Here is a 24,600-nt window from a genome sequence, read left to right as displayed (position 1 = left end):
CCGTGCGGCGTCCGGCGGGTGTGGCGGGACCGCCCACCGGGCAGTGTGGACGACGTGTCGCGAGCGCTGCCTGCCGAACCGGACCTGCCCGACGACGGACAGGATCCGGAGGTCGAGGCCGCCCTCGGGGCGCAGACCGCCGGCCTCGGCTCCGGCGCGACCATCACGCCCTACCGCGACGGTCCGCTGCTCGTCCGGGGCGATTTCCGGCTGGTGGACCAGGACGGCGTCGAGATCGACCCCGGCCGGTCGACGATCGCGCTGTGCCGGTGCGGCAAGTCGGGCATCAAGCCGTTCTGCGACGGCGCGCACAAGCGATCGGGATTCTCGGCGCCCAGCGCGCCGAGCCGCCCCCGGCCCGCCGCCCAGATCGTTCGGGAGACGCGCCGTCCGGGCGCCTGACGTCCCGCCGGTTCACCCTCGCGTGTGCCGTACCTGCGGGAACGGGCCTGGATGCGTCACCATGCACTCCTGACCGGACGCGCGCCAGGAGCGACCGGCGCCCGACCCGGAGGGCCGCATGGATTCCGCGCTCACCACCGTCCTGCTGCCGCTCGCGCTCGCCCTCGTGATGTTCGGGCTGGGCCTGTCCCTGACGCTCGCCGACTTCGCCCGCGTCGGGCGGCAGCCGAAGGCGGTCGTGATCGCCCTGGTCCTGCAGCTGCTGGTGCTGCCGGCGATCTGCTTCGGCCTGGTGATCGCCTTCGACCTGCCCCCGCTGCTGGCGGTCGGACTCATGCTCCTCGCGGCCTCTCCGGGCGGTACGACCGCCAACCTCTTCAGCCACCTCTACCGCGGCGACGTCGCCCTCAACATCTCCCTGACCGCGGTGAACTCGCTGATCGCCGTGGTCACCCTGCCGGTGATCACCAACCTCGCCATCGCCTACTTCGAGCCTGCCGACAGCGGCAGCCTCGGTCTGCAGTTCGGCAAGACGCTGCAGGTGTTCGCGATCGTGCTGGTGCCGGTCGCGCTCGGCATGTTCGTGCGGCAGCGGGCGACGGCGTTCGCCGACCGCATGGACAAGCCGGTGCGCATCGCCTCGGCGGTCGTGCTGGCGCTGGTCATCGTCGGCACGATCATCGCCGAGCGCGAGGACGTGGTCGACTACCTCAGCGACGTCGGGCTGCCGGCGCTGCTGTTCTGCCTGGCCAGCCTGACCCTGGGCTTCCTCGTCCCGCGGGCGCTGGGTGTCACCCACAAGCAGGCGCTCGCGAGCGCGTTCGAGATCGGGGTGCACAACGGCACCCTCGCGATCGCCATCGCGATCAGCGTGCTGGGCAGCGTCGAGCTCGCCGTCCCCGCGGCCGTGTACAGCGTGATCATGTTCCCGGCTGCCGCGGTCTTCGGTTGGGCGATCACCCGCTCCACCCGGACCGGAGTCACGGAGGAGCAGCCCGCAGGCGCCTGATCCCGGCGCGTCAGGCGGCGAGCGGCGGTTCCCGCCGCAGCGCCGAGCGGCCGCACTCCCAGGCGCCGAGCAGGTGCTGCGCGGCGACGCCGTCCATGGCCAGCGAGCAGGCGGCTCCGAACAGGACGTCGGCGGCGAGCTCCGGCTCCTCGGCGACCAGGGAGCCGCACATGTCCACCGAGGCGATCTGCTCGTGCACCGCGTCGGCCTCGACGTGCTCGTCGTAGAAGACCGTGACTCGCTCGTCGAAGCCCAGTCGGCGCAGGCCCGCCGAGTAGCGGCGGCTCGGCTCGGACGACGTCATCTCCACGCAGGCGAGGTGACCGAGCGCGGCACCGCGCCAGCGCCGGTGCAGCCCGAACAGCGACATCGTGTTCACCGACGCGAAGGCCGCGGCCGGGGCGTCGTCCCAGAGGGCCCCGTAGGTGGAGTCGAGGTCGAGGGCGCGCATCATCCCGGCGAACAGCGTGCTGTGCATGCGCTCCGCCGTCCCGCCGCCGTACTCGTCGGCCTGGATCTCGACCATGGCCGACTTGGTGCGGCCCGACAGCCGCGGGATGGCGAAGCTGTGCGGGTCGCCCTCCTTGAGGTGGTACACCGAGCGCAGCGTGAGGTACTCGCGCCACTGCTCGACCGTGCCCTGCTTGGCCATGTACGACGACAGCGACGGCCCGTCGTCGGCGGCGATCAGCGCGGTGAGCTGCCGGTCGATCGGCTCGTCGGTCACCCCGAGCGGTCCGACGCGCTCCCGCAGCGCCGCCAGGTGCCGCTTCTCCAGACCCGCGCGGACCCCGAGCAGCTGGGGATCCCACTCCCAGGCGTCGGACACGTCGTCGAAGCCGCGGTAGTGCAGCTCGTAGCAGATCGCCAGACTGAGCTGGAGGTCGTCGTCGGTGAGCGCCGCGACGCGGTCGGCACGCTCGATCGTGGTGGCCGAGAGGGTGGTGCCGGTGGCCAGGTCGTGGACCAGGGCCTCGCTGAGGGGACCACGGGGCTCGGGCAGGCGCATGGCCCCGATCATGCCCACCGCCCGCAATTCGATGCGCCGCCCGCATGTGATGTCCCCCGTGGGTAGGACAGACCTCGTGGATCCGAGGAATCGAGTCGTCCTGGTCACCGGCGGCAGCGCCGGCATCGGCCGGGCCACCGTCCTCCGTCTGTCGGCGGCCGGTGTCCGCGTCGTCACCTGCGCCCGCAACGGGGAACGGCTCGACGAGGCGGTGGGCGGGCTGGCAGGCGTCACCGGGGTGGTCGCCGACGTCGCCGACGCCGCCGACCGCGCCCGGCTGGTCGAGGCGGTGCTCGAGGAGCACGGCCGGCTCGACGCGGTCGTCCACAACGCGGGGCTGGGGTGGGCCGGCCTGCTCGAGGACACGCCGGGCGAGGCGGTCGAGGGCATCGTCGCCCTGAATCTGACCGGTGTCATCGAGCTGACCCGGCTGGCCCTGCCGCACCTGCTGGCCGCGGCCACCGCGCACGGCCGGGCCGACGTGGTCGCCGTCTCGTCGGTCGCGGCCTGGGCACAGGTGCCGCCGCTCACGGTCTACTCCGCCACCAAGGCGGGCCTGGACGGGTTCCTGAAGGGGCTGCGCCGGGAGGTGAGCGCCCGCGGCATCCGGGTGCACTCGGTGAACCCGTTCTTCGTCTCGACCGAGTGGCTGGCCCGCGGCCACGGCTCCCCGCCCCGGGACGACGCCGACGCGGCCGGCCGGCTGTCCCGGGGGATCCGGCCCGAGCGCGTGGCCGAGCAGATCGCCGGCTGCCTCTCGTCGCCGCGTTCCCGGACCGTCGCCGTCCCCCGGTGGGCGGGCCTCGCCCGGCTCGGTGAGGTGACCCCGGTCAACCGCCTCCTGGACGCGGTGCTGTCGCGGTCGACCGGCCGCCTCCGGTCGCTGGCCGCCCGGGCGGTGGCCAAGCGGACGGAGTGACCTGCTCAGGCCGGTGATCGCAGTCCGGACACGCTGGTCGTGGCGCCCTTGCCACGGGACGTTCCGGGCTGTTGTCTGCGTCACATGGACTACCTGCAACCGGCCTCGTGGGAGGAGGCCCTCGCGATCCGGGCGGAGCGCCCCGACGCGCTGCCCATCGCCGGCGGCACGGACGTCATGGTCGAGCTCAACTTCGACCGGCGCCGGCCCGGCGCGCTGCTCGACCTCGGGCGGGTGCCGCAGCTGCGGGAGTGGACGGCCGAGGACGGCGCGATCCGCCTCGGCGCCGGCGTGACCTACGCCCGGATCATCGACGAGCTCGGCGACCGGCTGCCCGGCCTGGCCATGGCGTCGCGCACGGTGGGCTCGCCGCAGATCCGCGTGCGAGGCACGGTCGGGGGCAACCTCGGCTCGGCGTCACCGGCCGGTGACGCCCATCCGCCGCTGCTGGCGGCAGAGGCCGTCGTGGAGGTGGATTCGGCGGCGCGGGGCATCCGCCGGATCCCGGCCGCGGAGTTCTACACCGGCGTGAAGCGGAACGCGCTCGAGCCCGACGAGCTGATCGCCGCCGTGCTGGTCCCGCCGGCCGCCGGTCCGCAGCAGTTCTGCAAGGTCGGCACGCGCAACGCCATGGTCATCGCGGTGTCGGCCTTCGCCTGCGCACTGCACCCCGACCGGAAGGCGGTCGGCACCGGCATCGGCTCGGCCGCACCCACGCCCCACCGCGCTCCCGAGGCCGAGACCTTCCTCGCCGGCGAGCTCGAGGCCGCCGGGCTCTGGGAGTCGCGCGGCGAGCTGCCCGAGGCCCTGGCTCGCGCCTTCGGGGAGCGCGTGGCCGAGGCGGCGTCCCCCATCGACGACGTCCGCGGGAGTGCCGCCTACCGACGGCACTCCCTGTCGGTGATGGCGCGGCGCGCCGCCACCTGGGCCTGGAACGACCTGAGGAAGGCGGCTTGACATGCGCATCACCACCACCGTCAACGGCACCGAGCACGAGGTGGACGACGTCTGGCCGGGCGAGAGCCTGCTCTACGTGCTCCGCGAGCGCATGGGGCTGCCCGGCTCCAAGAACGCTTGCGAGCAGGGGGAGTGCGGTTCCTGCACGGTCTACCTGGACGGCGAGCCGGTGTGCGCCTGCCTCGTCGCGGCCGGGCAGGCGCAGGGCCGTGAGGTGCGCACCGTCGAGGGCCTCGCCGACGGCGACCGGCTCCACCCGGTCCAGGAGGCGTTCGTGGAGTGCGGCGCCGTCCAGTGCGGCTTCTGCACGCCCGGGCTGCTGATCGCCGCGCACGACCTGCTCGCCCGGGTCCCGCACCCCTCGGACCTGGAGATCCGCGAGGCGCTGGCCGGCAATCTGTGCCGCTGCACCGGCTACGAGAAGATCCTCGACGCGGTCCGGCTGGCCGCCGACCGGCAGGCCCGGTCATGAGCAGCCGAAACCGCGGTTCTGGCCCCTCCGCGAGCGACCGGAACCGCGGTTCTGGCACCTCGGTGGGCAGGCGGACGGCGGCGCCCACGACGCCGACCGCCGGGCGGGTGGGTGACAGCCCGCTGCGGCCCGACGGCACGCTCAAGGTCACCGGCGAGTTCGCCTACGCCAGCGACCTCTGGCACGACGACATGGTCTGGGGCGTGACCCTGCGCTCGCCGCACCCGCACGCCCGCATCCGGCGCATCGACGTGAGCGACGCGCTGACGGTTCCCGGCGTGACCACCGTCCTGACCGCGGACGACGTGCCGGGCGACAACGCGTTCGGCCTCGAGCACGCCGACCAACCGGTCCTCGCCTCGGAGTTCGTCCGGTACGAGGGCGAGCCGGTCGCCCTGGTCGCCGCCGACCACCCGGAGACCGCGCGGCGGGCCGCGGCCCGGATCCGCGTCGACTACGAGGTGCTGCCCGCCGTCACCGACCCGCTGCGCGCGATGGACCCCGACGCCCCGCCCGTGCACCGGCCCGGCAACCTGGTGCGCCACCTGAAGCTGCGGCGGGGGGACCAGACGGCGACCGCGCCGGTCGTGGTCTCGCTGGACTTCGAGGTCGGCATGCAGGACCAGGCGTTCCTGGGCCCGGAGTCGGGGCTCGCCGTCCCGGCCGAGGACGGCGGGGTCGACCTCTACGTCGCGACCCAGTGGCTGCACGTCGACCAGCGGCAGATCTGCCTCGCGCTGGGCATGGAGCCCGAGCGGGTGCGGCTGCACCTGTCCGGGGTCGGCGGCGCGTTCGGCGGGCGCGAGGACCTCTCGGTCCACGTCCACGCCTGCCTCCTGGCGCTGCGGACCAACCGGCCGGTGAAGATGTCCTACAACCGCGAGGAGTCGTTCTTCGGCCACGTGCACCGGCACCCGGCGTCCATGACCTACGAGTTCGGCGCCGAGCGCGACGGCACCCTCGTCTACGCGCGCGCTCGGACGGTGCTCGACGGCGGGGCGTACGCGTCGTCGACCGCGGCGGTGGTCGGCAACGCCGGCACGCTGGGGCTCGGTCCGTACCGCATCCCGAACGTGTCGGTCGACGCCTACGGGGTGTTCACCAACAATCCGCCGTGCGGGGCGATGCGCGGGTTCGGCTGCGTGCAGGCGGCCTTCGCCCACGAGGCGCTGATGGACGAGCTCGCCGACGCGGTCGGCCTGGACCGCGTGGCGATCCGGCAGCGGAACGGCATGCAGGAAGGCGACCGCAACATCACCGGGCAGGTCATCGACTCGGCCGCGCCGGTCGCCGAGCTGCTGCAGATCGTCGCCGACCTGCCGATGCCTCCGGAGCGCTCCGCCGAGTCCGATCTCCGCTCGCTGCCCGGAGCGGTCGGCAACACCACGCACGGGGAGGGCGTCGTGCGCGGCGTCGGGTACGCGGTGACCTACAAGAACATCGGCTTCTCCGAGGGGTTCGACGACTACTCGACCGCGCGGGTGCGGTTGGAGATGACCGGCGGCGAGGCGGTCGCGACCGTGCACACCGCGGCCGCCGAGGTCGGCCAGGGCCTGATCACCGTCGAGCAGCAGATCTGCCGCACGGAGCTCGGCGTGGAGCGGGTCGTCGTCCACCCGAAGAACACCGCGGTGGGCTCGGGCGGGTCGACGTCGGCGTCCCGGCAGACGTACGTCACCGGCGGAGCGGTGAAGGCGGCCTGCGAAGCGGTCCGCGCCGTCGTCCTCGAGCGGGCGGCCGGCCTGCTGGGCCGGCCCGCCGGGGACCTCCGCCTGGACGGCGAGAAGATCGTCGGCCTCTCGGGGGAGGTGCTCACCGGGCTGGGCGAGGTGCTGGGGGACGACGCCGTCGAGGAGACCGTCGAGTGGCGGCACCGGCCCACCCACGCGATCGACCCGGAGACCGGCCAGGGCGACGCGCACGTGCAGTTCGCCTTCTCCGCGCACCGGGCGGTGGTCGACGTCGACGTCGAGCTGGGCCTGGTGAAGGTCATCGCGCTGGACACCGCGCAGGACGTCGGCAAGGCGATCAACCCGGACGCGGTCGTCGGCCAGATCCACGGCGGGTCGGCGCAGGGCATGGGCCTGGCGCTGATGGAGGAGATCGTGGTGACCGACGGCCACGTGCGGAACCCGTCGTTCACCGACTACCTGATCCCGACGATCCTCGACATGCCGCCGATGCAGGTGAAGGTGCTCGAATACGGCGACCCGCACGCGCCCTACGGCGTCCGCGGGGTGGGCGAGCCGCCGACCATCTCGTCGGGCCCGGCGGTGGCCGCGGCGATCCGCGCCGCGACCGGCAAGCCGTTGCGCCGGGTGCCGATCCGACCTGAGCACATCACCGGCACCTGAGCCCGGCGCCGGCCCGGCAGGGGCGCCACGCGCCCGCCGGCCCACGCTCCCGGCCCACGCTCTCGGCTCGCTGCGCACGGTCGCGCCAGTGCAGCACCTCACACATCCTGGGCGCTGAACCCGGCGAGAACTGTGGTCCTCCGCGTGCCCGACACGGCCGGCCCCCGCGGGCGACACCGGCGTGCGGCGAGTCGCGGCCGAGAAGTCCGGCTGGTCCTGTTCCGGAACTACCGTGTCGCGCCGGGTGGCGGCCTTCGTCACCCCGTGTGGTTCCTCCAGCCGAAGGAAGTGCCGTGAATCGCAAAACCTGGGTCAGCACGACCCTGCCCCTCGTGGTGTCCGCGCTCGTCGTCACGGGCGCCCAGCCTGCGGCTGCCTCGACAGATCCCGTGGAGGAGGTGGCGGCGACGGTCAACACGGCCGTCACCGACGCCGTGGGGGAGACGGTCGCGATCGCGGCGACCGAGCGGGAAGGCGATGCCCTGGTCGCGACGACGTCCGCGTCGCCCGCTGAGATCGCCGCGGCCGTCACCACGGCGGTCGAGGAGGCGGCGCAGGTCGCCGCGGAGGCGGACCTGACGCCGGAGCAGTCGGCGTTGTTCACCGAGCTGGTCGCCGAGGCCGCCGAGTCCGAGGCGTCGGCGACCACCGTGGTCGAGCTCCCGATGGCCGCGACAGGGAGCGTCTCGGTCGACACGTCGGTCTCCACCGGGACGGAGGTCAGCTTCGGCCTGCCCACGACGAGAACGCACGAGGACGCGCAGGTCGCCTCGGACGGCACGGTCCTGTACGCGGATCGGTCCGGAACGGTCGACGTCGCCGCGCAGCCGGGTCAGGACGGTTCGGTGCGGGTCAACACCGTGCTCAACGGGCCGGAAGCGCCCACCGAGTTCGTCTACCCGTTGAGCCTGCCCCACGGCGTCACCCCGCAGCCGGCCGCCGACGGCGGGGTCGACATGATCCGCTCGATCGCCGTGACCGACCCCGAGACGGGCGTGACGAGCGTGGAGACGATCGTCGTCAGCCGCGTGGCGCCCGCCTGGGCGGTCGACGCCCGCGGCCTGGCGGTCCCCACCCACTACGAGATCCGGGGCGGCGACCTGGTGCAGGTCGTCGAGCACCACGTCGGCGACCACACCTACCCCGTGACCGCTGACCCGTGGTGGAGCACGGCATGGAAGATCGCCAAGTGCGCCGCCGCGGTCGTCTTCGTGGCGCTGACGACGGTGTTCGTGGTCGGCAAGGCGATCAAGATCGTGAAAGCGGTCAGCGCCGCGCGTGCCTGGGTCCGCTCGGTCGGCGGGGCCAACGAGGCGGCGAAGCTCCTCGTGGGAGCCTCGACCTCCGCGGAGCGGTCCCGGGTGCTGGCTCGGGCGCGGACCATCGCCGGGGCGTCGGTGCTCGACTTCTTCGGCATCACGCAGATCAAGGAGGGCTGCTTCTGATGGACGCCGTCGTCGTGATCGCGCTGGTCGCCGTGACGGCGACCAGTGCCGTCGTCATGGTCGTCGCCATGGCCCTGTGGATCCGGGAGGTGCTGCGCAGCCGGGACGGCGAGACCGACCGGCGGCTCGGGGAACCCTCTCCGGTCGACCTGAGGGCCGTGCCGATGATGGCTGTCACCGCGGGGGTCCTCCTCGGGGTGCAGTACATGCGCGGTGCCCGGCTCTCCTACGGTGAGTCCGCCTTCGCCGCGCTGTTCGCCGGCTTCGCGCTCTCGGCCGCCTGGTACCTCCTCGCCCGGCGGTCGCGGTCCGCGGAGACGGGGCGGGTGCAAGGGGTGTCGGCTCTGGCCGCGGCCGGCTTCGGCGCGCTGTGGGGTCTGGCGGCAAGCTGATCGGCGACACCAGGCCCCGTCCTCGTCCGGGGGCGGGGCCTGGTACGTCCGGCGACCACCGAGAGGCGGGCGGCGGGCGGCCGGCGCAGGGTGAGTCGTGCCTTTCGAGCCAGTGATCCTGACCGTTCGCAGCGTGGACGACGAGACATGGGCGCTCGTCGACGAGCTCGTCTACCAGGGGAACCGGCAGCGGTTCGTCGTCCCGGCCGGGTTCCGGACCGACTTCGCGACCGTCCCCCGGGTGGTCACCTGGCTCGTGCCGCGGTTCGGCGCGTACACGCTCGCCGCGATCCTGCACGACTGGCTGGTCACCGACGGCCTCCGGTCGGGTGCGGTCACGTCGAACGATGCCGACGGCATCTTCCGAAGAGTGATGCGGGAGAGCGGGGTGCCCGTGATCCGGCGCTGGCTGATGTGGGCCGGCGTCCGGTGGGGGGCGCTCGCCAATCCCCGACGGCGGGCCGGCTGGTCCAGCAGCGCCCCCGGCGTGCTGCTCATCTCCGCGGTGGCCGCGCCGCTCGTCGTCCCTCCTGGGCTGCTCATCCTCCCCGGGCTGGTCGTCTACGGCCTCGCCGAGGGTCTCGTCGCCCTCGTCGCGCCGACCCGTGGCGAGGAGCTGGTCCTGCGGACATGACGATCCGATGTCGGTCCGGGCGCGCGGGTTCCGGACCGGGTCGGCGCGGATAGCGGGTGATGGTCACCGACCGAGCCGATCCGGAAAGCAGGTCCGTCCGATGCCCCAGGTCCTCGCGGCGGCGTGTGCCGCGCTGCTGCTGGCGGGGTGGGGGGGAGGGGCCACCGCCTCGGGTCCGGTTCCGCCGACGCCCGACGAGCCGGAGTACCCGCAGAGCCTCCCCGCCGAGGAGGGCACCACCCGCTGCACGCACGAGGCGGGGTTCAGCGTCGCGCACCCGTCGGGCTGGTCGACCAATCCGGGCGAGGTGCTGCCGGCCTGCAGCTGGTTCGCCGCGCAGCCATTCACCGTGCCGCAGGCGTCCGACGTCCGCACCGCCGACATCACGCTCCGGGTGCAGTCCGGTGCCGACCTCGCAACGGCCCTGCCGGACGAGACCGCGCGCACGACGGTCGAGGTCGGGGGGCGTCCGGCCGTGCGGGTGGAGCAGGTGGCCGGTCCCGGCCTCTGGCCGGAGGGCACGCCCGTCACGACCTACCTCGTCGACCTGGGGCCCGGAGGTGACCGGTCGGCCCTCGTCGCCGACACCGTCGGGCTGCCGGGCACCGACTACGCGCGCAACGTCGCCGTGCTCGACGCCATGATGAGATCGCTGGTCCTCGACGGCGCCGGTCGCCTCTGACGTCGTCCGCGGCTGCGGCCGGCGGCCACTTCCACCATGCTGCCGACATGACCGATGCCTCCGGCCCGCCGTTCCGCGCCGACCACGTCGGCAGCCTGCTCCGCCCGAAGAGCCTGCTCGACGCCCGCGCCCGGCACGCCGCGGGGGAGATCGACGACGCCGAGCTGCGTGGCATCGAGGACGAGGCGATCGCCGACGTCGTCCGCATGCAGGAGGACGTCGGTCTGCGGACGGCGACCGACGGCGAGTTCCGCCGCGCCTCGTGGCACATGGACTTCATCTACGCGATCGACGGCATCACGAAGGTGACCGACCAGAACATCGTCGTCCACTTCAAGAACGCCGACGGCAGCCTCGACTACACGCCGGCCGGCCTGCACGTCGACGGCCCGCTGTCGATCGACGAGCCCATCTTCGGTCAGGACTTCGCCTATCTGCAGTCGGTGGTGAGCGAGGGCCAGACGGCGAAGCTGACCATCCCGTCGCCGTCGATGGTCCACTACCGCGGCGGCGCGGCGGCGATCGATCCCGCGGTCTATCCAGACGAAGACGCGTTCTGGGCCGACCTGTCCGCGGCCTACGCGCAGCAGGTGCAGGGCATCGCGGCACAGGGGTGCACCTACCTCCAGTTCGACGACACGAGCCTGGCCTACCTCAACGACCCGCAGCAGCGGGCCGAGATCGCGGCCCAGGGGCGGGACGCGGAGCACCTGCACGAGCGCTACATCCGGCAGATCAACGCCGCCCTCGCCGGCCGGCCCGAGTCGCTCACCGTCACCACCCACATGTGCCGCGGCAACTTCCGCTCGTCATGGGTGGCCGAGGGCGGCTACGACTTCGTGGCCGAGGCGCTGTTCGGCGGGCTGGAGGTCGACGGCTTCTTCCTCGAGTACGACGACGCCCGGTCCGGCGGGTTCGAGCCGTTGCGCTTCGTCCCGCCCGGCAAGCGCGTCGTCCTGGGCCTGGTGACGACGAAGCGGCCGGAGCTCGAGCGCAAGGACGACCTCAAGCGCCGCATCGAGGAGGCGTCGAAGTTCGTGCCGCTCGAGCAGCTGGCGCTGTCGGGGCAGTGCGGGTTCTCCTCGACCGTCGAGGGCAACTCACTGACGCGGGACGAGCAGATCGCCAAGCTGGCGTTGATCGTCGAGACGGCCGGGGAGGTCTGGGGCTGAGGGCGCTGCCGCTAGGCCCGCTGGTCGATGCACATGATGTTGCCCTCGCTGTCGGTGAACCAGGCGGCCCGGCCCATGCCGGACATGGACGCGATCTCGCCGTCCCAGCTGACACCGGGCATGTCGTAGACCTCGAACCGGACGCCCTTCGCCTTGAGGTCGCGAACCTCGGACTCGATGTCGTCGACGTGCCACTGGGCGATCGTGTGCCCGGCCTGACCGGCGTAGTCGGTGCGGTAGATGTTGAACGCCGTGCCGCCGTCGGTCCGGTAGGCCAGCGTCTCTCCAGGGAGTTCCTGGAGCGGTGTGAGGCCCAGCTTCTCGGCGTAGAAGTCGCGGGCGCGGGCCAGGTCGCCCGCCGGGATGTTGGCCTCGACCCTGCTGCTGTTCAGCATGACCTGCTCCTGACGGATGGAGTTCCCCCGTGAGGACGCTGCCCGAAGCTAGTCCTCCGCGGCGGTGCGACCAAGGGGTCTTTGGACCCCTCCCGAGATGACGGCGGAGGGCTAGCCTCGGCGCACCCACGGGCACCGGCAGACGACGGAGGTGGGGCGCATGGCCGGGGTGGAACTGAGGGACATGCACCGGACGTTCGAGAGCGCCTTCAACGACCACGACCTGGACCGCGCGATGCAGCTGTACGCGCCGGACACCACGATGCTGCTGCAGGACGGCACGGAGCTGCACGGTGCCGAAGCGATCCGCAGCTCGCTCGAGGCCATGTTCGGTGTGCCGGGGCGGATGACGATGCGCACCCGGTACGTGGTCGAGTCCGGCGACCTCGCGGTGCTCAGCAGCGAGTGGACCCTCGTCGTGGGCGACGAGACGCAGTCCGCGACGACCGCCGAGGTGGCCCGGCGCGAGGCCGACGGCGGATGGCGCTATGCGATCGACGACCCGTACGCGAGCCTCCACGCGGCCGATTCCGCGAACGTGGTGGCCCAGCTGGAGGACGCGAACCTCGGAGTGATCAGGAACGTGGCCAGGCGGTAGGCGCCGCGGCGGCGCCTAGGATCCGCGCGTGCGGCCCTTCCTCCTGCTCTCGTCGCGCGGTGAGGACGTCGCCGCTGAAGACGAGTACGCCGCCTTCCTGCGGTTCTCCGGACTGGACCCCGCGCGGCTGCACCGGGTCCGCATGGAGGCCGGCCCGCTGCCCGCGATCGACCTCGACCGCTACGCGGGCGTCCTCGTGGGCGGCGGGCCCTTCAACTCCAGCGACCCGCCGCACGAGAAGTCGGCGGTGCAGCACCGGGTGGAGCGGGAGCTGGCCGCGCTGCTCGACGAGCTGGTCGCGCGGGACTTCCCGTTCCTGGGCGCCTGCTACGGCGTCGGCACGCTCGGCGTCCACCAGGGCGGCGTCGTCGACCGGAAGTACGCCGAGCCCATCTCCGCGGTGCGCATCCAGCTGACCGACGAGGGCCTGCGCGATCCGCTGCTGGCCGGCATGAGCGGCGAGTTCGACGCGTTCGTCGGCCACAAGGAGGCCTGCCGCGTGCTGCCGCCCGGCGCCGTGCTGCTGGCCACCTCCGCCGCGTGCCCGGTGCAGATGTTCCGGGTCAGGCAGAACCTGTACGCCACGCAGTTCCACCCGGAGCTCGACGTCCCCGGCCTGGTCACCCGCCTGCACGTCTACCAGCACGCCGGCTACTTCGACCCCTCCGAGCTGGGCGAGTACATCGACCGGGTCAGCCCCGCGGTGGTCACCGAGCCGGGGCGGCTGCTCGCCAACTTCGTCGCCCGCTACGGCTGACGTGCTCGGCCCACTCGCCCTGAGTGTGCGCTGGTCCACCTCATCCGCGCTGAACGAGGTGGACCAGCGCACACTCACGCGCTCGTGAGGACGACGAGCTGCTGGGTCGCCCGCGTCATCGCGACGTAGCGGTCGACGGCTCCCTCGACGCCGGTGCCGAACATCTCGGGGTCGACCAGCACGACCAGGTCGAACTCCAGTCCCTTGGACAGCACCGGGGTCAGCGACCGGACGCGAGCGGTGCCCGGGAACGTGGCGTCACCGATCACGCAGGCGATGCCCTCCGGGTGTGCCGCCTGCCATGCGCCGAGCACCTGGTCGCGTTCCGAGGTCGAGCCGTGCCGGACAGGCACGCCGCTGCGGCGGATGGAGGTCGGCACGTTGGCGTCGGGGAGCACGGCGCGGATCACCGGCTCCGCCTCGACCATGACCTCCTCCGGCGTCCGGTAGTTGATGCGGAGCGAGGCGATGCGCACCTCGTCGAAACCGACCCGCCCTAGCCGCGCCTCCCACGTCCCGCTGAAGCCGTGCCGCGCCTGCGCGCGGTCCCCGACGACGGTGAAGCTCCGCGAGGGGCAGCGGAGCAGCAGCATCTGCCACTCCGCGTCGGTGAGCTCCTGCGCCTCGTCCACGACGATGTGCGCGAAGGGTCCGGCGAGCACGTCCGGATCGGCGGTCGGCAGCGCGGTCTCGTCGACCAGGGCGTCGCGGAGATCCCCGTGGCGCAGGCTGGTCATCAGCAGCAGCTCGGAGTCGTCGGCCGCGATCAGCTCGTCGATGACCCCCGCCATGCGCTCCCTCTCGGCGGCGGCGACGGCCTCCTGCCGGCGCCTCCGGCCGAACGCCGCCGGGTCGCCGAGCCGCTGGCGCGCGGCGTCCAGGAGCGGCAGGTCGGACGTCGTCCACGCGTGCGCGTCCTCCCGCTGCAGGGATCGGATCTCGTCGGGGCCGAGCCACGGCGCGCACCGGCGCAGGTAGGCCGGCACCGACCAGAGATCCGCGACCAGGTCGGTCGCCTCGAGCACCGGCCAGGCGCGGTCGAAGGCCTCGACCAGTTCCCGGTTGCGCTGCAGCGACGAGCGCACCTGCGCGGCGGTGACCCCGCCGTCGTCCTCGTCCACGACGTCGTCGTGCTGGTCCACCAGGATCGTGAGCAGCTGCGCCCACACCTGCTCGCGGGCCTCGTTGTGCGGCGTCCCCGGATCGGGCGCCTCGAAGGCCTCGGCCCAGTCCTCCGCGCTCAGCCGCACCTCCGCCCACGGGGTCGGGATCGTCGTCCCCCTGGTCGGAGGTTCCTCGTAGAAGGCGACGGCCGCCTCGATCGCGTCGACGAGTGCGGCCGAGCCCTTCAGTCGCGCCACGTGCGGGTCGGCCTCGACCACCGCCGAGGCACCCTGCGGAACGAGGTCCCGCAGGGTGCACGTCTGCACGCCGTCCTCACCGAGGCTGGGCAGGACGTCGGAGACGTAGGCCAGGTAGTGCTCGTGCGGACCGACGAACAGCACCCGCCCGCGCCGGTGACCCAGGTGCGGGTCCGCGTAGAGCAGGTAGGCGGTGCGGTGCAGGGCGACCACGGTCTTGCCGGTGCCCGGGCCGCCGTCGACCACGAGCGGACCGCGGGAGCCGGCCCGGATGATCGCGTCCTGGTCGGCCGCGATGGTGCCGAGGACGTCGCGCATCCGGTCGGAGCGGTCGGCGCCGAGGCTGGCGATGAACGCCGACTGGTCGTCGAGCGCTGCCGCGTGCCCGTCGAACCCGTCGGACGTGAAGACCTCGTCCCAGTAGTCGGTGATCCGGCCGCGGGTCCAGCGGTAGCGGCGGCGGAAGGCCAGCCCCATGGGGTCGGCGTGCGTCGCCCCGAAGAACGGCTCGGCCGCGGGGGAGCGCCAGTCCAGCAGCAGGCGGCGGCCGGTGCCGTCGGTGAGGCCCAGCCGGCCGACGTACACCGGCTCGGAGCCGTCCGCGGGGTCCATGCGGCCGAGGCACAGGTCGAGGCCGAACCGGCGCAGGGCGCGCAGGCGCGCGGTCAGCCGGTGGACCTCCAGATCCCGGTTCAGGGCCTCCTCGCCGCTGCCACCGGGCGCCTTGCGCTCGGCGCCGAGGCGCTCGGTCAGGTCCGCGACGGTCGCGGCGAGGCTCTCGGTGATGTCGGCGAAGTGACGCTCGTCCGAGGCGATGAGCGCGAAGTCGGACTTGGCGGAGAGGTGGTCGGGAAGGTCGAACGCAGAGGTGCAGGTCGCTGCCACGGTCGGCGAGTCTCCGGCACCACCGGGGTCTTGCCGCAAGCCCCGGGGTCGGCTATACGTTCATGTGGGACGACGAAGGGGCCGCACCGGCATCGCCCGGTGCGGCCCCTGTCCGTCAAGGCTCAGATGTCGTAGTACATCGCGAACTCGTGCGGGTGCGGGCGCAGACGGATCGGGTCGATCTCGTTCTCCCGCTTGTACTCGATCCACGTCTCGATCAGGTCGGGCGTGAACACCCCGCCGTCCACCAGGTACTCGTGGTCGACCTCGAGCCGGTCGAGGACGGCGTCGAGCGAGGCCGGCACCTTCTCGATGCCCAGGGCCTCCTCGGGCGGCAGCTCGTAGAGGTCCTTGTCGACCGGCGCCGGCGGCTCGATCTTGTTCTTGATGCCGTCGAGGCCGGCCATGAGCATCGCCGAGAAGGCGAGGTACGGGTTGGCCGACGGGTCGGGCACGCGGAACTCGATGCGCTTGGCCTTCGGGCTGTCGCCGGAGATCGGGATGCGGCAGCAGGCCGAGCGGTTGCGGGCCGAGTAGACGAGGTTGATCGGCGCCTCGTAGCCCGGCACCAGGCGGTGGTAGCTGTTGACGGTCGGGTTGGTGAACGCCAGCAGGGACGGCGCGTGCGCGAGCAGACCGCCGATGTAGTGGCGGGCGGTGTCGGACAGGCCCGCGTACCCGGTCTCGGCGTGGAAGAGCGGCTCGCCGTCCTTCCAGAGGCTCTGGTGGCAGTGCATGCCCGAGCCGTTGTCGCCGTAGAGCGGCTTGGGCATGAAGGTCGCCGTCTTGCCGTAGGCCCAGGCGGTGTTCTTGACGATGTACTTGAACAGCATCAGGCTGTCGGCCGACCGCAGCAGGGTGTCGAACTTGTAGTTGATCTCGGCCTGGCCGCCGGTGCCGACCTCGTGGTGACCGCGCTCGAGCTCGAGGCCGGCGTTGGTCAGGTTGGTCATCATCGTGGCGCGCAGGTCGCTGTAGTGGTCGTAGGGCTCGACGGGGAAGTAGCCACCCTTGGCGCGCGTCTTGTAGCCGAGGTTCGGGCCGCCGTTCTCGCCGGTCAGGGCGCCGGAGTTCCACGAGCCCTCGACCGAGTCGATGTGGTAGTAGCCCTCGTTGATGCCGGTCGAGTGCCGGATCGAGTCGAAGATGTAGAACTCGGCCTCGGGGCCGAAGTACGCGGTGTCGGCGATGCCGCTGCTGGCCAGGTACGCCTCGGCCTTCTTCGCCACGTTGCGCGGGTCGCGGCTGTAGGCCTCGCGCGTGATCGGGTCGTGGATGAAGAAGTTGACGTTGAGCGTCTTGTGCCGGCGGAACGGATCCACGAAGGCGCTGTTGGCATCGGGCAGCAGGAGCATGTCCGACTCGTTGATCGCCTGGAACCCGCGGATCGAGGAGCCGTCGAAGCCGAGGCCCTCGGAGAACGTGTCCTCGCCGAACGTCGACGCCGGGATGGTGAAGTGCTGCATGACGCCGGGCAGGTCGCAGAAGCGCACGTCGACGTACTCGACGTCGTTGTCGCGGATGAAGGCGGCGACCTCGTCGGGGCTGTTGAACATCGATCCTCCGGTAGTGGGCGGATGGCCGACCCGAAAGCTACGAGCGCGGAATTGCCCTGGAATGTCCCGAGTGTTTCGGGGCGGTAACAACGCGCCGGTCGGCCCCGTGCAGGGACCAGCCGCGAGCCAGCGAGGGGCACGGGGGCCTCTCACTACGCTGGCGGACATGGTCGGGGACGTGGAGCCACCCTCTCAGGAGCGCGTGCGCGGCGCCTCCCTGGGGCTGCCGCCCGACGGGCCGGGGTCGCTGGCGAACTTCGGCACCCGCGTGGTGGCCTTCATGATCGACGCCCTGGCCTCGGCCCTGGTCGCCGGGCTGTTCACCGCGCCCGAGCTGCCCGGCAACTGGGCGCTGGTCGCCTTCGTCGCCGTCACCGTCGTCACGCTCGTCGCCGTCGGGCAGACCCCGGGCATGCACCTGATGGGTCTGCGGCTGGCGCATCCGCGGCAAGGGGAGAGACTGGCGCTGTGGCGGGCCGTGGTCCGCACCGGTCTGCTGTGCCTGCTCCTGCCCGCGCTGATCGTGGACGCCGACGGCCGCGGCCTGCACGACCGGCTCACCGACACCGCGGTGGTCCGCGAGCGATGATCGTCAGGCGCGAGCAGCCGCGTGACCACGGCGCCGTCCGTTCCCTCCACCTCGCCGCCTTCGCCGTCGACCCGGTGACCGGGGTGGGTCGCACGGCGGGCGACATCCCGGAGGCGCGACTGGTCGACGAGCTCCGCGAGGACGCCGGCTTCCTCCCGTACCTGTCCCTGGTGGCCGAGGACGGCGGCGACGTGGTCGGTCACGTGATCGCGACCCGCGGCTGGCTGGAGCCGTTCGGCACCCCGGTGCTCGGGCTCGGGCCGCTCGGCATCCGCCCCGACCGGCAGCGCCGCGGCCTCGGCACCGTCCTGGTGCACGCGCTGCTCGCGGTGGCCGAGGCGGCCGACGAGCGCCTGGTCGCGCTGCTCGGGTCGCCGGCCTACTACCGACGGTTCGGTTTCGTGCGCTCCACCGAGCTCGGCGTCTCGCCGCCCGAGCAGGTATGGGGCGACCACTTCCAGGCCCGCCGGCTCCACGAGGGCCCGGTCCAGGGCACCTTCCGCTACGCGGAGCCCTTCACCCGGCTCTGAGAAGGACCTCCCCGCCCCCCACCGCTCGTACGCCGGCGGCGGGCCCTGCGGGCAGGCCGGATCAGCGGCGGCGGACCTGGCGCTGGCTGATCGACATCTGGCGCCCACCGGGCAGCGGACCGCCGGGCACCGGCATGCGGGCGCCACCGAGCGCGCTCATCCGCCGGCGCAGGGCGTTGACCTCGCCGGCCGTCATGTTGCGGGGCAGCTTCGTGACGTGCGAGCTGAGCTTGCGCAGCGGCACCTGCCCCTCGTCGTCCCCGACGACGATGTCGTAGATCGGGGTGTCGCCGACCACGCGGGCGATCTTCTTCTTCTCCTGCGCCAGCAGGCCGCGGACCCGTACCGCGTTGCCCTCGGCCACCAGGATGATGCCGGGCCGGCCCACCACCCGGTGGACGGCGTCGAGCTGCTGCGTGCCCGCGACGCCGGAGGAGACCGTCCAGTCGCCGCGCATGCCCTCGAGCACCCACGCGGCGGCACCGGGCTGGCCCTCGACCTGGCGGTAGGCCGACCCCTGGGCGCGGCGGCCGAACACGATCATCGCCGCGAGGACACCGGTGATGATGGCCAGGGGCAGGAACAGGAACGGCGAGTTGAACAGGATGCCGAGCAGCTCGACGACGCCCCCGACCACCACGAAGGCGATCAGCATCAGCCACGGCAGCTTCCTGTCGTTCTTCGACGTCAGCTTGTAGGCCTGCTTCATCATGCGCAGGTTGCGGCCGAGCTTCTTCAGCCGGCCCACCTTCGGCTGCCCGTTCTTGTCCAGCTTGGGCGCCTTACCGGAGCCGCGGCCGCGCCCACCCGCGTCGGGACCGCGTCCTGCCTTGCCGCTGGGACCGGTCGAGTCTGCCGACTTGCTGCGTGCCATGCCCCCAGCTTAAGGGCGTGCCGGTCGGTCTCCGACGAAACGCCGGCGTCAGGCGGGGCGGGCCATGCCGCGGGCCTCGATGGCCTGCTGGTAGAGACGGCCGGCGCGGTACGAACTGCGCACCAGCGGTCCGGCGAGCACGCCGGGGAAGCCGATGCGCTCGGCCTCGGCCTGGAACTCCACGAACTCCTCAGGCTTCACCCAGCGCACGACGGGGTGGTGTCGCGGCGAGGGACGCAGGTACTGGGTGATGGTGAGCAGGTCGCAGCCGGCGTCGTGGAGGGCCTGCATGGTCTCGACGACCTCGTGCGGCTCCTCGCCCATGCCCAGGATCAGGTTGGACTTGGTGACCAGCCCGGCCTCGCGGGCGGCGGTGAGCACGGAGAGCGACCGCTCGAACCGGAACCCGGGGCGGATGCGCTTGAAGATCCGCGGCACCGTCTCGACGTTGTGCGCCAGCACCTCGGGCCGCGAGGAGAAGACCTCGGCCAGCTGGTCGGGGTCGGCGTTGAAGTCGGGGATCAGCAGCTCGACCCCGCAGCCCGGCAGCTGGGCGTGGATCTGGCGCACGGTCTCGGCGTAGAGCCAGGCGCCGCCGTCGGGCAGGTCGTCGCGGGCGACGCCGGTGACCGTGGCGTACCGCAGGCCCATCGTGGCGACGCTCTCGGCGACACGGCGCGGCTCGTCGGCGTCGAACTCGGCCGGCTTGCCGGTGTCGATCTGGCAGAAGTCGCAGCGCCGCGTGCACTGGTCACCGCCGATCAGGAAGGTCGCCTCGCGGTCCTCCCAGCACTCGTAGATGTTGGGGCAGCCGGCCTCCTCGCACACCGTGTGCAGGCCCTCGCGGCGGACCAGCGACTTCAGCTCGGTGTACTCCGGCCCCGTCTTGAGCCGGGTCTTGATCCACTCCGGCTTGCGCTCGATCGGCACCTGGCTGTTGCGCACCTCGAGGCGGAGCAGTTTGCGCCCGGACGGTCCGATCCCGTCGCCCTGCGATGGGGTCGGGAGCACCGTCTCACTCATGATCTCCACGGTACCCGCAGACGCAGACGGCCCCGCTGCCGCGCAGCGGGGCCGTCGTCCGGACGGGCGAGTCAGACCTGGCGGTCGTCGGGGCCGGCGGTCGGACCGGCGTCGGAGCCGCCCTCGCCCGAGGTGAAGGGCTGGGGTGCGTCGCTGCCGTTGACGGTCGTGTCGTCGGGCCCGTCGCCGTCGACGAGCTGGGCGTCGCGGACGCCCATGTCCGACTCGGCCGGCGCCGAGTCGCCGGTGGTGTCGGCGGTGGACACGGTCTTGCCGGAGTTGCTGGACGAGCTCGGGGAGCTGGGCACGGGGTCCTCTCGGTAGCTGGGCACCGGACCGTCGCCGGCGGGGGCGGGGGTCCAGGCGTCGTCCTTCTTGCGGCGCAGGAGGACGAAGGCGGCCGTACCCACCGCCAGGGCCAGGAACACCCACGGCCACCGCTTCGGCGACTTCTCCACGCCGGCCCTGCGCTTGACGGTCTTCGCCGTCGCCAGTGCGGCCTTCTCGAACTGCTTGTGCTTCTTGGCGGCCGCCTTGCGCGCCCTCTTGGCCTTCTTGCGCGCCTTGCGGGTCGACTTCTCGGCCGCGGCGGCCAGCTCGGCGCGGCGGGCGTCGAGCTCGCTGCGGGCGCTGTCGACGCCGGCGGCGAGCGTCTCGCGGGCGCTCTCGAGGGCTGGCGTCACCGCCTCGCGGGCGGCCACGACCCGGGGGGCTGCGTAGGCGATGGCCGCCTTCTCCGCCGCCTCGAGCCGCGGGACCACGTCCTCCCGCAGGGCCTTCTGCGCCGCCTCGACCCGCGGGCCGAGGTCGGCGGCCGCCTTCGCCGCTGCCGCCTGCGCGGCGGCGACCCGGGGCGCCGCGGCCTCCCGGGCGGCCTCCAGGCGGGGGCCGATCGCCTCCCGGGCGGCGTCCACCCGGGGCGCGACCGCGTCGCGGGCCGAGGCCACGGCGGGCGCGGCCACCGCCACGGCGGCCGCGACCTTGGGGGCGACCTTGGCCGCGGCTGCCTTCTGCGCGGCGTCGAGTGCCGGCCCGGCCGCCTCGCGGGCGGCTGCGACCTTCGGGCCCAGTTGCTCGGCCGCGAGTCGCCCGGCCTCGGTCGCCGCCACCCCGATGTGGGCCAGACCCTCCTGGAGCTCGGCGCCGATGACCTGACCACGCGTCTGCTTGCGGAACACGAGCTGCACCTCCGATTGATCGTCTCCGCGGCCATCCTGCCCGGTCCCGGCGGTGAGCACACCCCGAGCCCGCCTCCCGGACGGCGGCCACCCGGACCGGTGGCTAGCGTCGAGGTGTGCAGTTGCGGATCTTCACCGAGCCCCAGATGGGCGCCACGTACGACGACCTCCTGGCCGTCGCCCGGCGCACCGAGGAGACCGGATTCGAGGCGTTCTTCCGGTCCGACCACTACCTGACGATGGGCGGCGACGGGCTGCCGGGCCCCACCGACGCGTGGGTGACCCTCGGCGGCCTGGCCCGCGAGACCAGCCGGATCCGGCTCGGCACGCTCATGACGGCGGCCACCTTCCGGCTCCCCGGTCCCTTGGCGATCTCCGTCGCCCAGGTCGACCAGATGAGCGGCGGCCGCGTGGAGCTCGGCATCGGTGCCGGCTGGTTCGAGGCCGAGCACACCGCCTACGGGATCCCGTTCCCCGAACTCGGGGAGCGCTTCGACCGCTACGAGGAGCAGGTGGCGATCGTCAGCGGCCTCTGGAGCACTCCGGAGGGGGAGACGTTCGACTTCGACGGGCGGTACTACCAGGTCGCCGGTTCGCCGGCACTGCCCAAGCCCGTGCAGGACGGCGGCATCCCGCTGATCGTCGGCGGCAAGGGGCGGCGCCGCACGCCCCGGCTCGCGGCCCGTTACGCCGCCGAGTTCAACGTGCCGTTCGAGTCGGTCGAGGCGAACGCACGGCTGTTCACCGGCGTCCGCGAGGCGTGCGAGCAGGCCGGGCGCGATCCCTCGTCGATCGTCTGCAGCTCGGCGCTGGTCCTGTGCGTCGGCAAGGACGAGGCCGAGCTCGCCCGCCGTGCCGCCGCGATCGGCCGCGAGGTCGACGAGCTGCGGGCCCACGGCGTCGCGGGCACCCCTGCCGAGGCCGTCGACGTTCTCGGCCGGTACGCCGAGGCCGGTGCCGAGCGGGTCTACCTCCAGGTGCTGGACCTCTCCGACCTCGACCACCTCGACCTCGTGGCCGCCGAGGTGGTGCCGCAGCTGGGTTGAGCGGCTACCTCGAGCCGACCCCCAGCGGGCGGACCGGCCGCTGCAGCCACTGCAGGAAGTCCTCGACCGGCATCGGGCGGGCGATGGCGTACCCCTGGGCGACGTCGCAGCCCAGATCGCGCAGGACCAGGCCGGTGGCGTCGTCCTCCACGCCCTCGGCGACCAGGGAGATGCCCAGCTCGTGCACCAGCGCCACGGTGTGCCGCACGATCGCCGCCGCCCGCACGTCGGTGCCGACGTCGTGGGTGAGGCTCCGGTCGAGCTTGAGCTCGTCGGCCGGGAGGTGCCGGAGGTAGGCCAGCGAGCTGTAGCCGGTGCCGTAGTCGTCGATCGAGGTCCGGACGCCGAGCCGGCGCAGCTCGCCGAGGACCTGGCGACCCCGCTCGGGGTCGGACATCAGCGTGTCCTCCACCAGCTCGAGGGTCAGCGCCGCGGCCGGCAGACCGTGGCGGAGCAGTGCCTGGGCCACCTTGCCCGGGAGGTCGAGGTCGGTGACGTTGGCCGCGGACAGGTTCACCGACACGGGCACCTCGCGCTGGGGCCACCACCGTGCCGCTGCGTCCAGGGCCAGCTCCAGTACGGCGTCCGCGAGCGGGCGGAGCAGACCCGCCTGCTCGGCCGCCGGCAGCAGGTCCGCGGGTGAGAGCAGCCCGCGGACCGGGTGCTGCCAGCGGACGAGCGCCTCGGCGCCCACCACCCGCCCGTCGTCCAGGTCGACCTGCGGCTGCAGGTGGACCACGAGCTGGTCCTCGCGCTCCAGCGCCGTCCGCAGCTCCTCCATCGTGCGCAGCCGGTCGCTGGTGCCGCCTCGCGGGTCGGGGACGTACACGTGGACGCCGGAGCGTCCGGCCTTCGCCGCGTACATGGCGACGTCGGCGCAGCGGAGCAGCTCCTCGACCGTCGCGGCCGGCACCGGGGCGCTGGCCACGCCGATGCTGACGCCGACGTGCAGGCGGATGCCCTCGACGGTGAACGGCTGCAGCAGCAGCTGCCGGAGCCGCTCGGCGAGCGCCTCCGCCTCGTCCAGGCCGGCCTCCGGCAGGAGGACGGCGAACTCGTCGCCACCGAGGCGGGCCAGCACGTCACCCGTCCGCAGCGCGGGGCGCAGTCGCGGGCCCACCTGCCGCAGCAGATGGTCACCCGCGTGGTGGCCGAGGCTGTCGTTGACCTCCTTGAAGCCGTCGAGGTCGAGGAGCAGGAAGGCCGCGGGCCGTTGGGCCGAGGCTCCCTCCAGGACGGCGGTCGTCTGCGCGAACAGGGCGCGACGGTTCGGCAGCCCGGTCAGCTCGTCGGTGAGGGCCTGTTCCCTGACCTCGTTGAACGCGCGCACCTCCCGGAACGTGATCGCGACCCGGGCGAGGGCAGCCAGCACGCAGCCGACCGCGAGCCAGGCGGCCGCGGGGTTGAACCGACTGCCGGCGTCCAGGCCGAGGACGACGAGGCTGGCCATGTTGCAGGCCAGCGGAACGGCGAGCACGCGCCATCCGACGCGGGTGGTCTCGCCGGTGCGCGGCGCCTCGCGGCTGGTCGCGGCCGCGATCGCGATGAGCGCCATCGCGGTCAGCCACGTGAGGTCGAGCGGCCCACCCTCGACGTAGATGCCCTGGGTGGCGAGGTCGAGGAAGACGATGTCGCCGAGCAGGTTGGCTGCGATCGCCGCGGCGAGCAGCAGCAGGGTCCGGTCGCGGCGGACGCCGAGGATCGCGCCGACCGCCACGAGGAGCGCCAGCAGGACGACGTCGGCGATCGGGTACGCCATGCTCGTGATGACCGCAGCGATGTCGCCCTCGGTCAGTTCGAGGGCCGGTCCGAGCAGGACGGCGACGGAGACCGCTCCGGCGCCGAGTGCGCCCACCACCCCGTCGAGCCACATGCTGGCGTGGAAGCGGGTGACCCGCGTGCGGATCAGCGCCACCAATGCCACGTAGAGCGGCACGTAGTACGCCAGGTAGAAGAAGTCTGCGGCCGACGGGAACGGTTCCTCGGGCAGCGTGGCGACGGCCAGCGTGTAGACCAGGTTGCCGGCGAGGCCGAGGACGATCGCGGCGGCCAGCGCCGCCCAGGCGACTCGGTCGGCACGGGAACGCCGACAAGCGAGCAGGCAGACCAGCGCCGCCCCGACGTACACGGCGTTGTAGAGGACCAGGTCGTAGGTCGCAGCCCAGGCGTCGCCGGAGGGACGTGGCCCGATCCCGGTCGCGAACAGGCCGAGCGAGACGAGCGTGAAGATCAGTGCCGGCCGCGAGCCCGCCGGGCGGCTAGCTCTCGCCGCCGAGGTCGATTGCACACAACGGGTATCGGCCGCGGTGCCGGCCGGCTGGAGGCGAACCTCCCCTAAGGGGTGAGTGGCCGTCGGGACGC

General features: G+C 73.0%; 24 protein-coding genes. 16 read left to right on the top strand and 8 right to left on the bottom strand.

What is annotated here, in order from left to right:
• Window positions 1-54 precede the first annotated feature (54 nt).
• Both MVA48_RS06775 and MVA48_RS06770 read left to right on the top strand, forming a co-directional pair.
• Window positions 55-402 carry a CDGSH iron-sulfur domain-containing protein gene (locus MVA48_RS06775; protein WP_246987137.1) on the top strand — a complete coding sequence of 116 codons (348 nt, stop codon included), beginning with the start codon at window positions 55-57 and terminating at the stop codon, window positions 400-402.
• A 118-nt stretch (window positions 403-520) separates the two neighbouring features.
• Window positions 521-1,411 (top strand): bile acid:sodium symporter family protein, encoded by an 891-nt coding sequence (locus MVA48_RS06770; RefSeq protein ID WP_246987135.1) that lies wholly within the window; start codon window positions 521-523, stop codon window positions 1,409-1,411.
• 10 nt (window positions 1,412-1,421) lie between these two features.
• On the opposite strand, the gene MVA48_RS06765 is transcribed toward MVA48_RS06770, so the two are convergent.
• Window positions 1,422-2,420, bottom strand: coding sequence for an iron-containing redox enzyme family protein (locus tag MVA48_RS06765; RefSeq protein WP_246987133.1), 999 nt, complete (start codon window positions 2,418-2,420; stop codon window positions 1,422-1,424).
• 58 nt (window positions 2,421-2,478) lie between these two features.
• On the opposite strand from MVA48_RS06765, the gene MVA48_RS06760 reads away from it, so the two are divergent.
• The 9 genes from MVA48_RS06760 (at window position 2,479) to MVA48_RS06720 (ending at window position 11,447) form a co-directional block, all read left to right on the top strand.
• On the top strand, window positions 2,479-3,339 hold the full coding sequence (locus tag MVA48_RS06760; RefSeq protein ID WP_246987131.1) for an SDR family NAD(P)-dependent oxidoreductase: 861 nt from the start codon (window positions 2,479-2,481) through the stop codon (window positions 3,337-3,339).
• Between the two features lie 84 nt (window positions 3,340-3,423).
• Entirely contained in the window at window positions 3,424-4,296 is an 873-nt protein-coding gene (locus MVA48_RS06755; protein ID WP_246987129.1) for an FAD binding domain-containing protein, read from the top strand.
• A 1-nt stretch (window position 4,297) separates the two neighbouring features.
• Window positions 4,298-4,768: a (2Fe-2S)-binding protein gene (locus MVA48_RS06750; RefSeq protein ID WP_246987128.1), complete on the top strand. Its 471-nt coding sequence runs from the start codon at window positions 4,298-4,300 to the stop codon at window positions 4,766-4,768.
• 107 nt (window positions 4,769-4,875) lie between these two features.
• Window positions 4,876-7,122, top strand: a complete 2,247-nt coding sequence (pucD, locus tag MVA48_RS06745; protein ID WP_246987126.1) for a xanthine dehydrogenase subunit D — start codon at window positions 4,876-4,878, stop codon at window positions 7,120-7,122.
• 293 nt (window positions 7,123-7,415) lie between these two features.
• On the top strand, window positions 7,416-8,567 hold the full coding sequence (locus tag MVA48_RS06740) for a hypothetical protein (RefSeq protein WP_246987124.1): 1,152 nt from the start codon (window positions 7,416-7,418) through the stop codon (window positions 8,565-8,567).
• The gene (locus MVA48_RS06735; RefSeq protein ID WP_246987122.1) at window positions 8,567-8,959 is read left to right on the top strand and encodes a hypothetical protein; all 393 of its coding nucleotides are present in this window, start codon (window positions 8,567-8,569) and stop codon (window positions 8,957-8,959) included. The genes MVA48_RS06740 and MVA48_RS06735 overlap by 1 nt, the downstream gene beginning before the upstream one ends.
• Before the next feature lie 133 nt (window positions 8,960-9,092).
• Window positions 9,093-9,593, top strand: a complete 501-nt coding sequence (locus MVA48_RS06730; protein WP_246987120.1) for a DUF1353 domain-containing protein — start codon at window positions 9,093-9,095, stop codon at window positions 9,591-9,593.
• 100 nt (window positions 9,594-9,693) lie between these two features.
• Window positions 9,694-10,275 (top strand): hypothetical protein, encoded by a 582-nt coding sequence (locus tag MVA48_RS06725; protein ID WP_246987118.1) that lies wholly within the window; start codon window positions 9,694-9,696, stop codon window positions 10,273-10,275.
• Between the two features lie 47 nt (window positions 10,276-10,322).
• Complete coding sequence (locus MVA48_RS06720; RefSeq protein ID WP_246987116.1) at window positions 10,323-11,447, top strand: 5-methyltetrahydropteroyltriglutamate--homocysteine S-methyltransferase; 1,125 nt, start codon at window positions 10,323-10,325, stop codon at window positions 11,445-11,447.
• Window positions 11,448-11,458: 11 nt separating this feature from the next.
• On the opposite strand, the gene MVA48_RS06715 is transcribed toward MVA48_RS06720, so the two are convergent.
• Window positions 11,459-11,842, bottom strand: a complete 384-nt coding sequence (locus MVA48_RS06715) for a VOC family protein (RefSeq protein ID WP_246987114.1) — start codon at window positions 11,840-11,842, stop codon at window positions 11,459-11,461.
• A 160-nt stretch (window positions 11,843-12,002) separates the two neighbouring features.
• On the opposite strand from MVA48_RS06715, the gene MVA48_RS06710 reads away from it, so the two are divergent.
• Both MVA48_RS06710 and MVA48_RS06705 read left to right on the top strand, forming a co-directional pair.
• On the top strand, window positions 12,003-12,440 hold the full coding sequence (locus tag MVA48_RS06710) for a YybH family protein (protein WP_246987104.1): 438 nt from the start codon (window positions 12,003-12,005) through the stop codon (window positions 12,438-12,440).
• A 28-nt stretch (window positions 12,441-12,468) separates the two neighbouring features.
• Window positions 12,469-13,197: a glutamine amidotransferase gene (locus MVA48_RS06705; RefSeq protein ID WP_246987102.1), complete on the top strand. Its 729-nt coding sequence runs from the start codon at window positions 12,469-12,471 to the stop codon at window positions 13,195-13,197.
• A 74-nt stretch (window positions 13,198-13,271) separates the two neighbouring features.
• On the opposite strand, the gene helR is transcribed toward MVA48_RS06705, so the two are convergent.
• Together helR and glnA are read right to left on the bottom strand one after the other, a co-directional pair.
• Window positions 13,272-15,443, bottom strand: coding sequence for an RNA polymerase recycling motor ATPase HelR (helR, locus tag MVA48_RS06700; protein WP_246987100.1), 2,172 nt, complete (start codon window positions 15,441-15,443; stop codon window positions 13,272-13,274).
• A 122-nt stretch (window positions 15,444-15,565) separates the two neighbouring features.
• Window positions 15,566-16,999, bottom strand: coding sequence for a type I glutamate--ammonia ligase (gene glnA, locus MVA48_RS06695; protein ID WP_246987098.1), 1,434 nt, complete (start codon window positions 16,997-16,999; stop codon window positions 15,566-15,568).
• Between the two features lie 166 nt (window positions 17,000-17,165).
• On the opposite strand from glnA, the gene MVA48_RS06690 reads away from it, so the two are divergent.
• A complete protein-coding gene (locus MVA48_RS06690) occupies window positions 17,166-17,588 on the top strand; it encodes an RDD family protein (protein ID WP_246987096.1) in 423 nt (140 codons plus the stop codon).
• Window positions 17,585-18,118: a GNAT family N-acetyltransferase gene (locus MVA48_RS06685; protein WP_246987094.1), complete on the top strand. Its 534-nt coding sequence runs from the start codon at window positions 17,585-17,587 to the stop codon at window positions 18,116-18,118. Before MVA48_RS06690 ends, MVA48_RS06685 begins: the two co-directional genes overlap by 4 nt.
• A gap of 61 nt (window positions 18,119-18,179) precedes the next feature.
• Here the strand turns inward: MVA48_RS06685 and MVA48_RS06680 are convergent, their stop codons facing one another.
• The 3 genes from MVA48_RS06680 to MVA48_RS06670 all read right to left on the bottom strand — a co-directional run bounded on the left by MVA48_RS06680 (window position 18,180) and on the right by MVA48_RS06670 (window position 21,193).
• Complete coding sequence (locus MVA48_RS06680; protein ID WP_246987092.1) at window positions 18,180-18,992, bottom strand: DUF4191 domain-containing protein; 813 nt, start codon at window positions 18,990-18,992, stop codon at window positions 18,180-18,182.
• Between the two features lie 48 nt (window positions 18,993-19,040).
• Entirely contained in the window at window positions 19,041-20,015 is a 975-nt protein-coding gene (gene lipA, locus MVA48_RS06675) for a lipoyl synthase (RefSeq protein WP_246987090.1), read from the bottom strand.
• A 71-nt stretch (window positions 20,016-20,086) separates the two neighbouring features.
• On the bottom strand, window positions 20,087-21,193 hold the full coding sequence (locus MVA48_RS06670) for a hypothetical protein (protein WP_246987088.1): 1,107 nt from the start codon (window positions 21,191-21,193) through the stop codon (window positions 20,087-20,089).
• Between the two features lie 116 nt (window positions 21,194-21,309).
• Here MVA48_RS06670 and MVA48_RS06665 point away from each other — a divergent pair, with 116 nt between their 5' ends.
• On the top strand, window positions 21,310-22,239 hold the full coding sequence (locus MVA48_RS06665) for an LLM class F420-dependent oxidoreductase (protein ID WP_246987086.1): 930 nt from the start codon (window positions 21,310-21,312) through the stop codon (window positions 22,237-22,239).
• 4 nt (window positions 22,240-22,243) lie between these two features.
• On the opposite strand, the gene MVA48_RS06660 is transcribed toward MVA48_RS06665, so the two are convergent.
• Window positions 22,244-24,526: a putative bifunctional diguanylate cyclase/phosphodiesterase gene (locus MVA48_RS06660; RefSeq protein ID WP_246987084.1), complete on the bottom strand. Its 2,283-nt coding sequence runs from the start codon at window positions 24,524-24,526 to the stop codon at window positions 22,244-22,246.
• Window positions 24,527-24,600 lie beyond the last annotated feature (74 nt).

It is taken from the genome of Blastococcus sp. PRF04-17 (genome assembly GCF_023016265.1).
Lineage (GTDB): Bacteria > Actinomycetota > Actinomycetes > Mycobacteriales > Geodermatophilaceae > Blastococcus_B.
The sequence above is the reverse complement of the archived record's forward strand: the minus strand, read 5'-3'. Positions and strand labels throughout refer to the sequence as shown.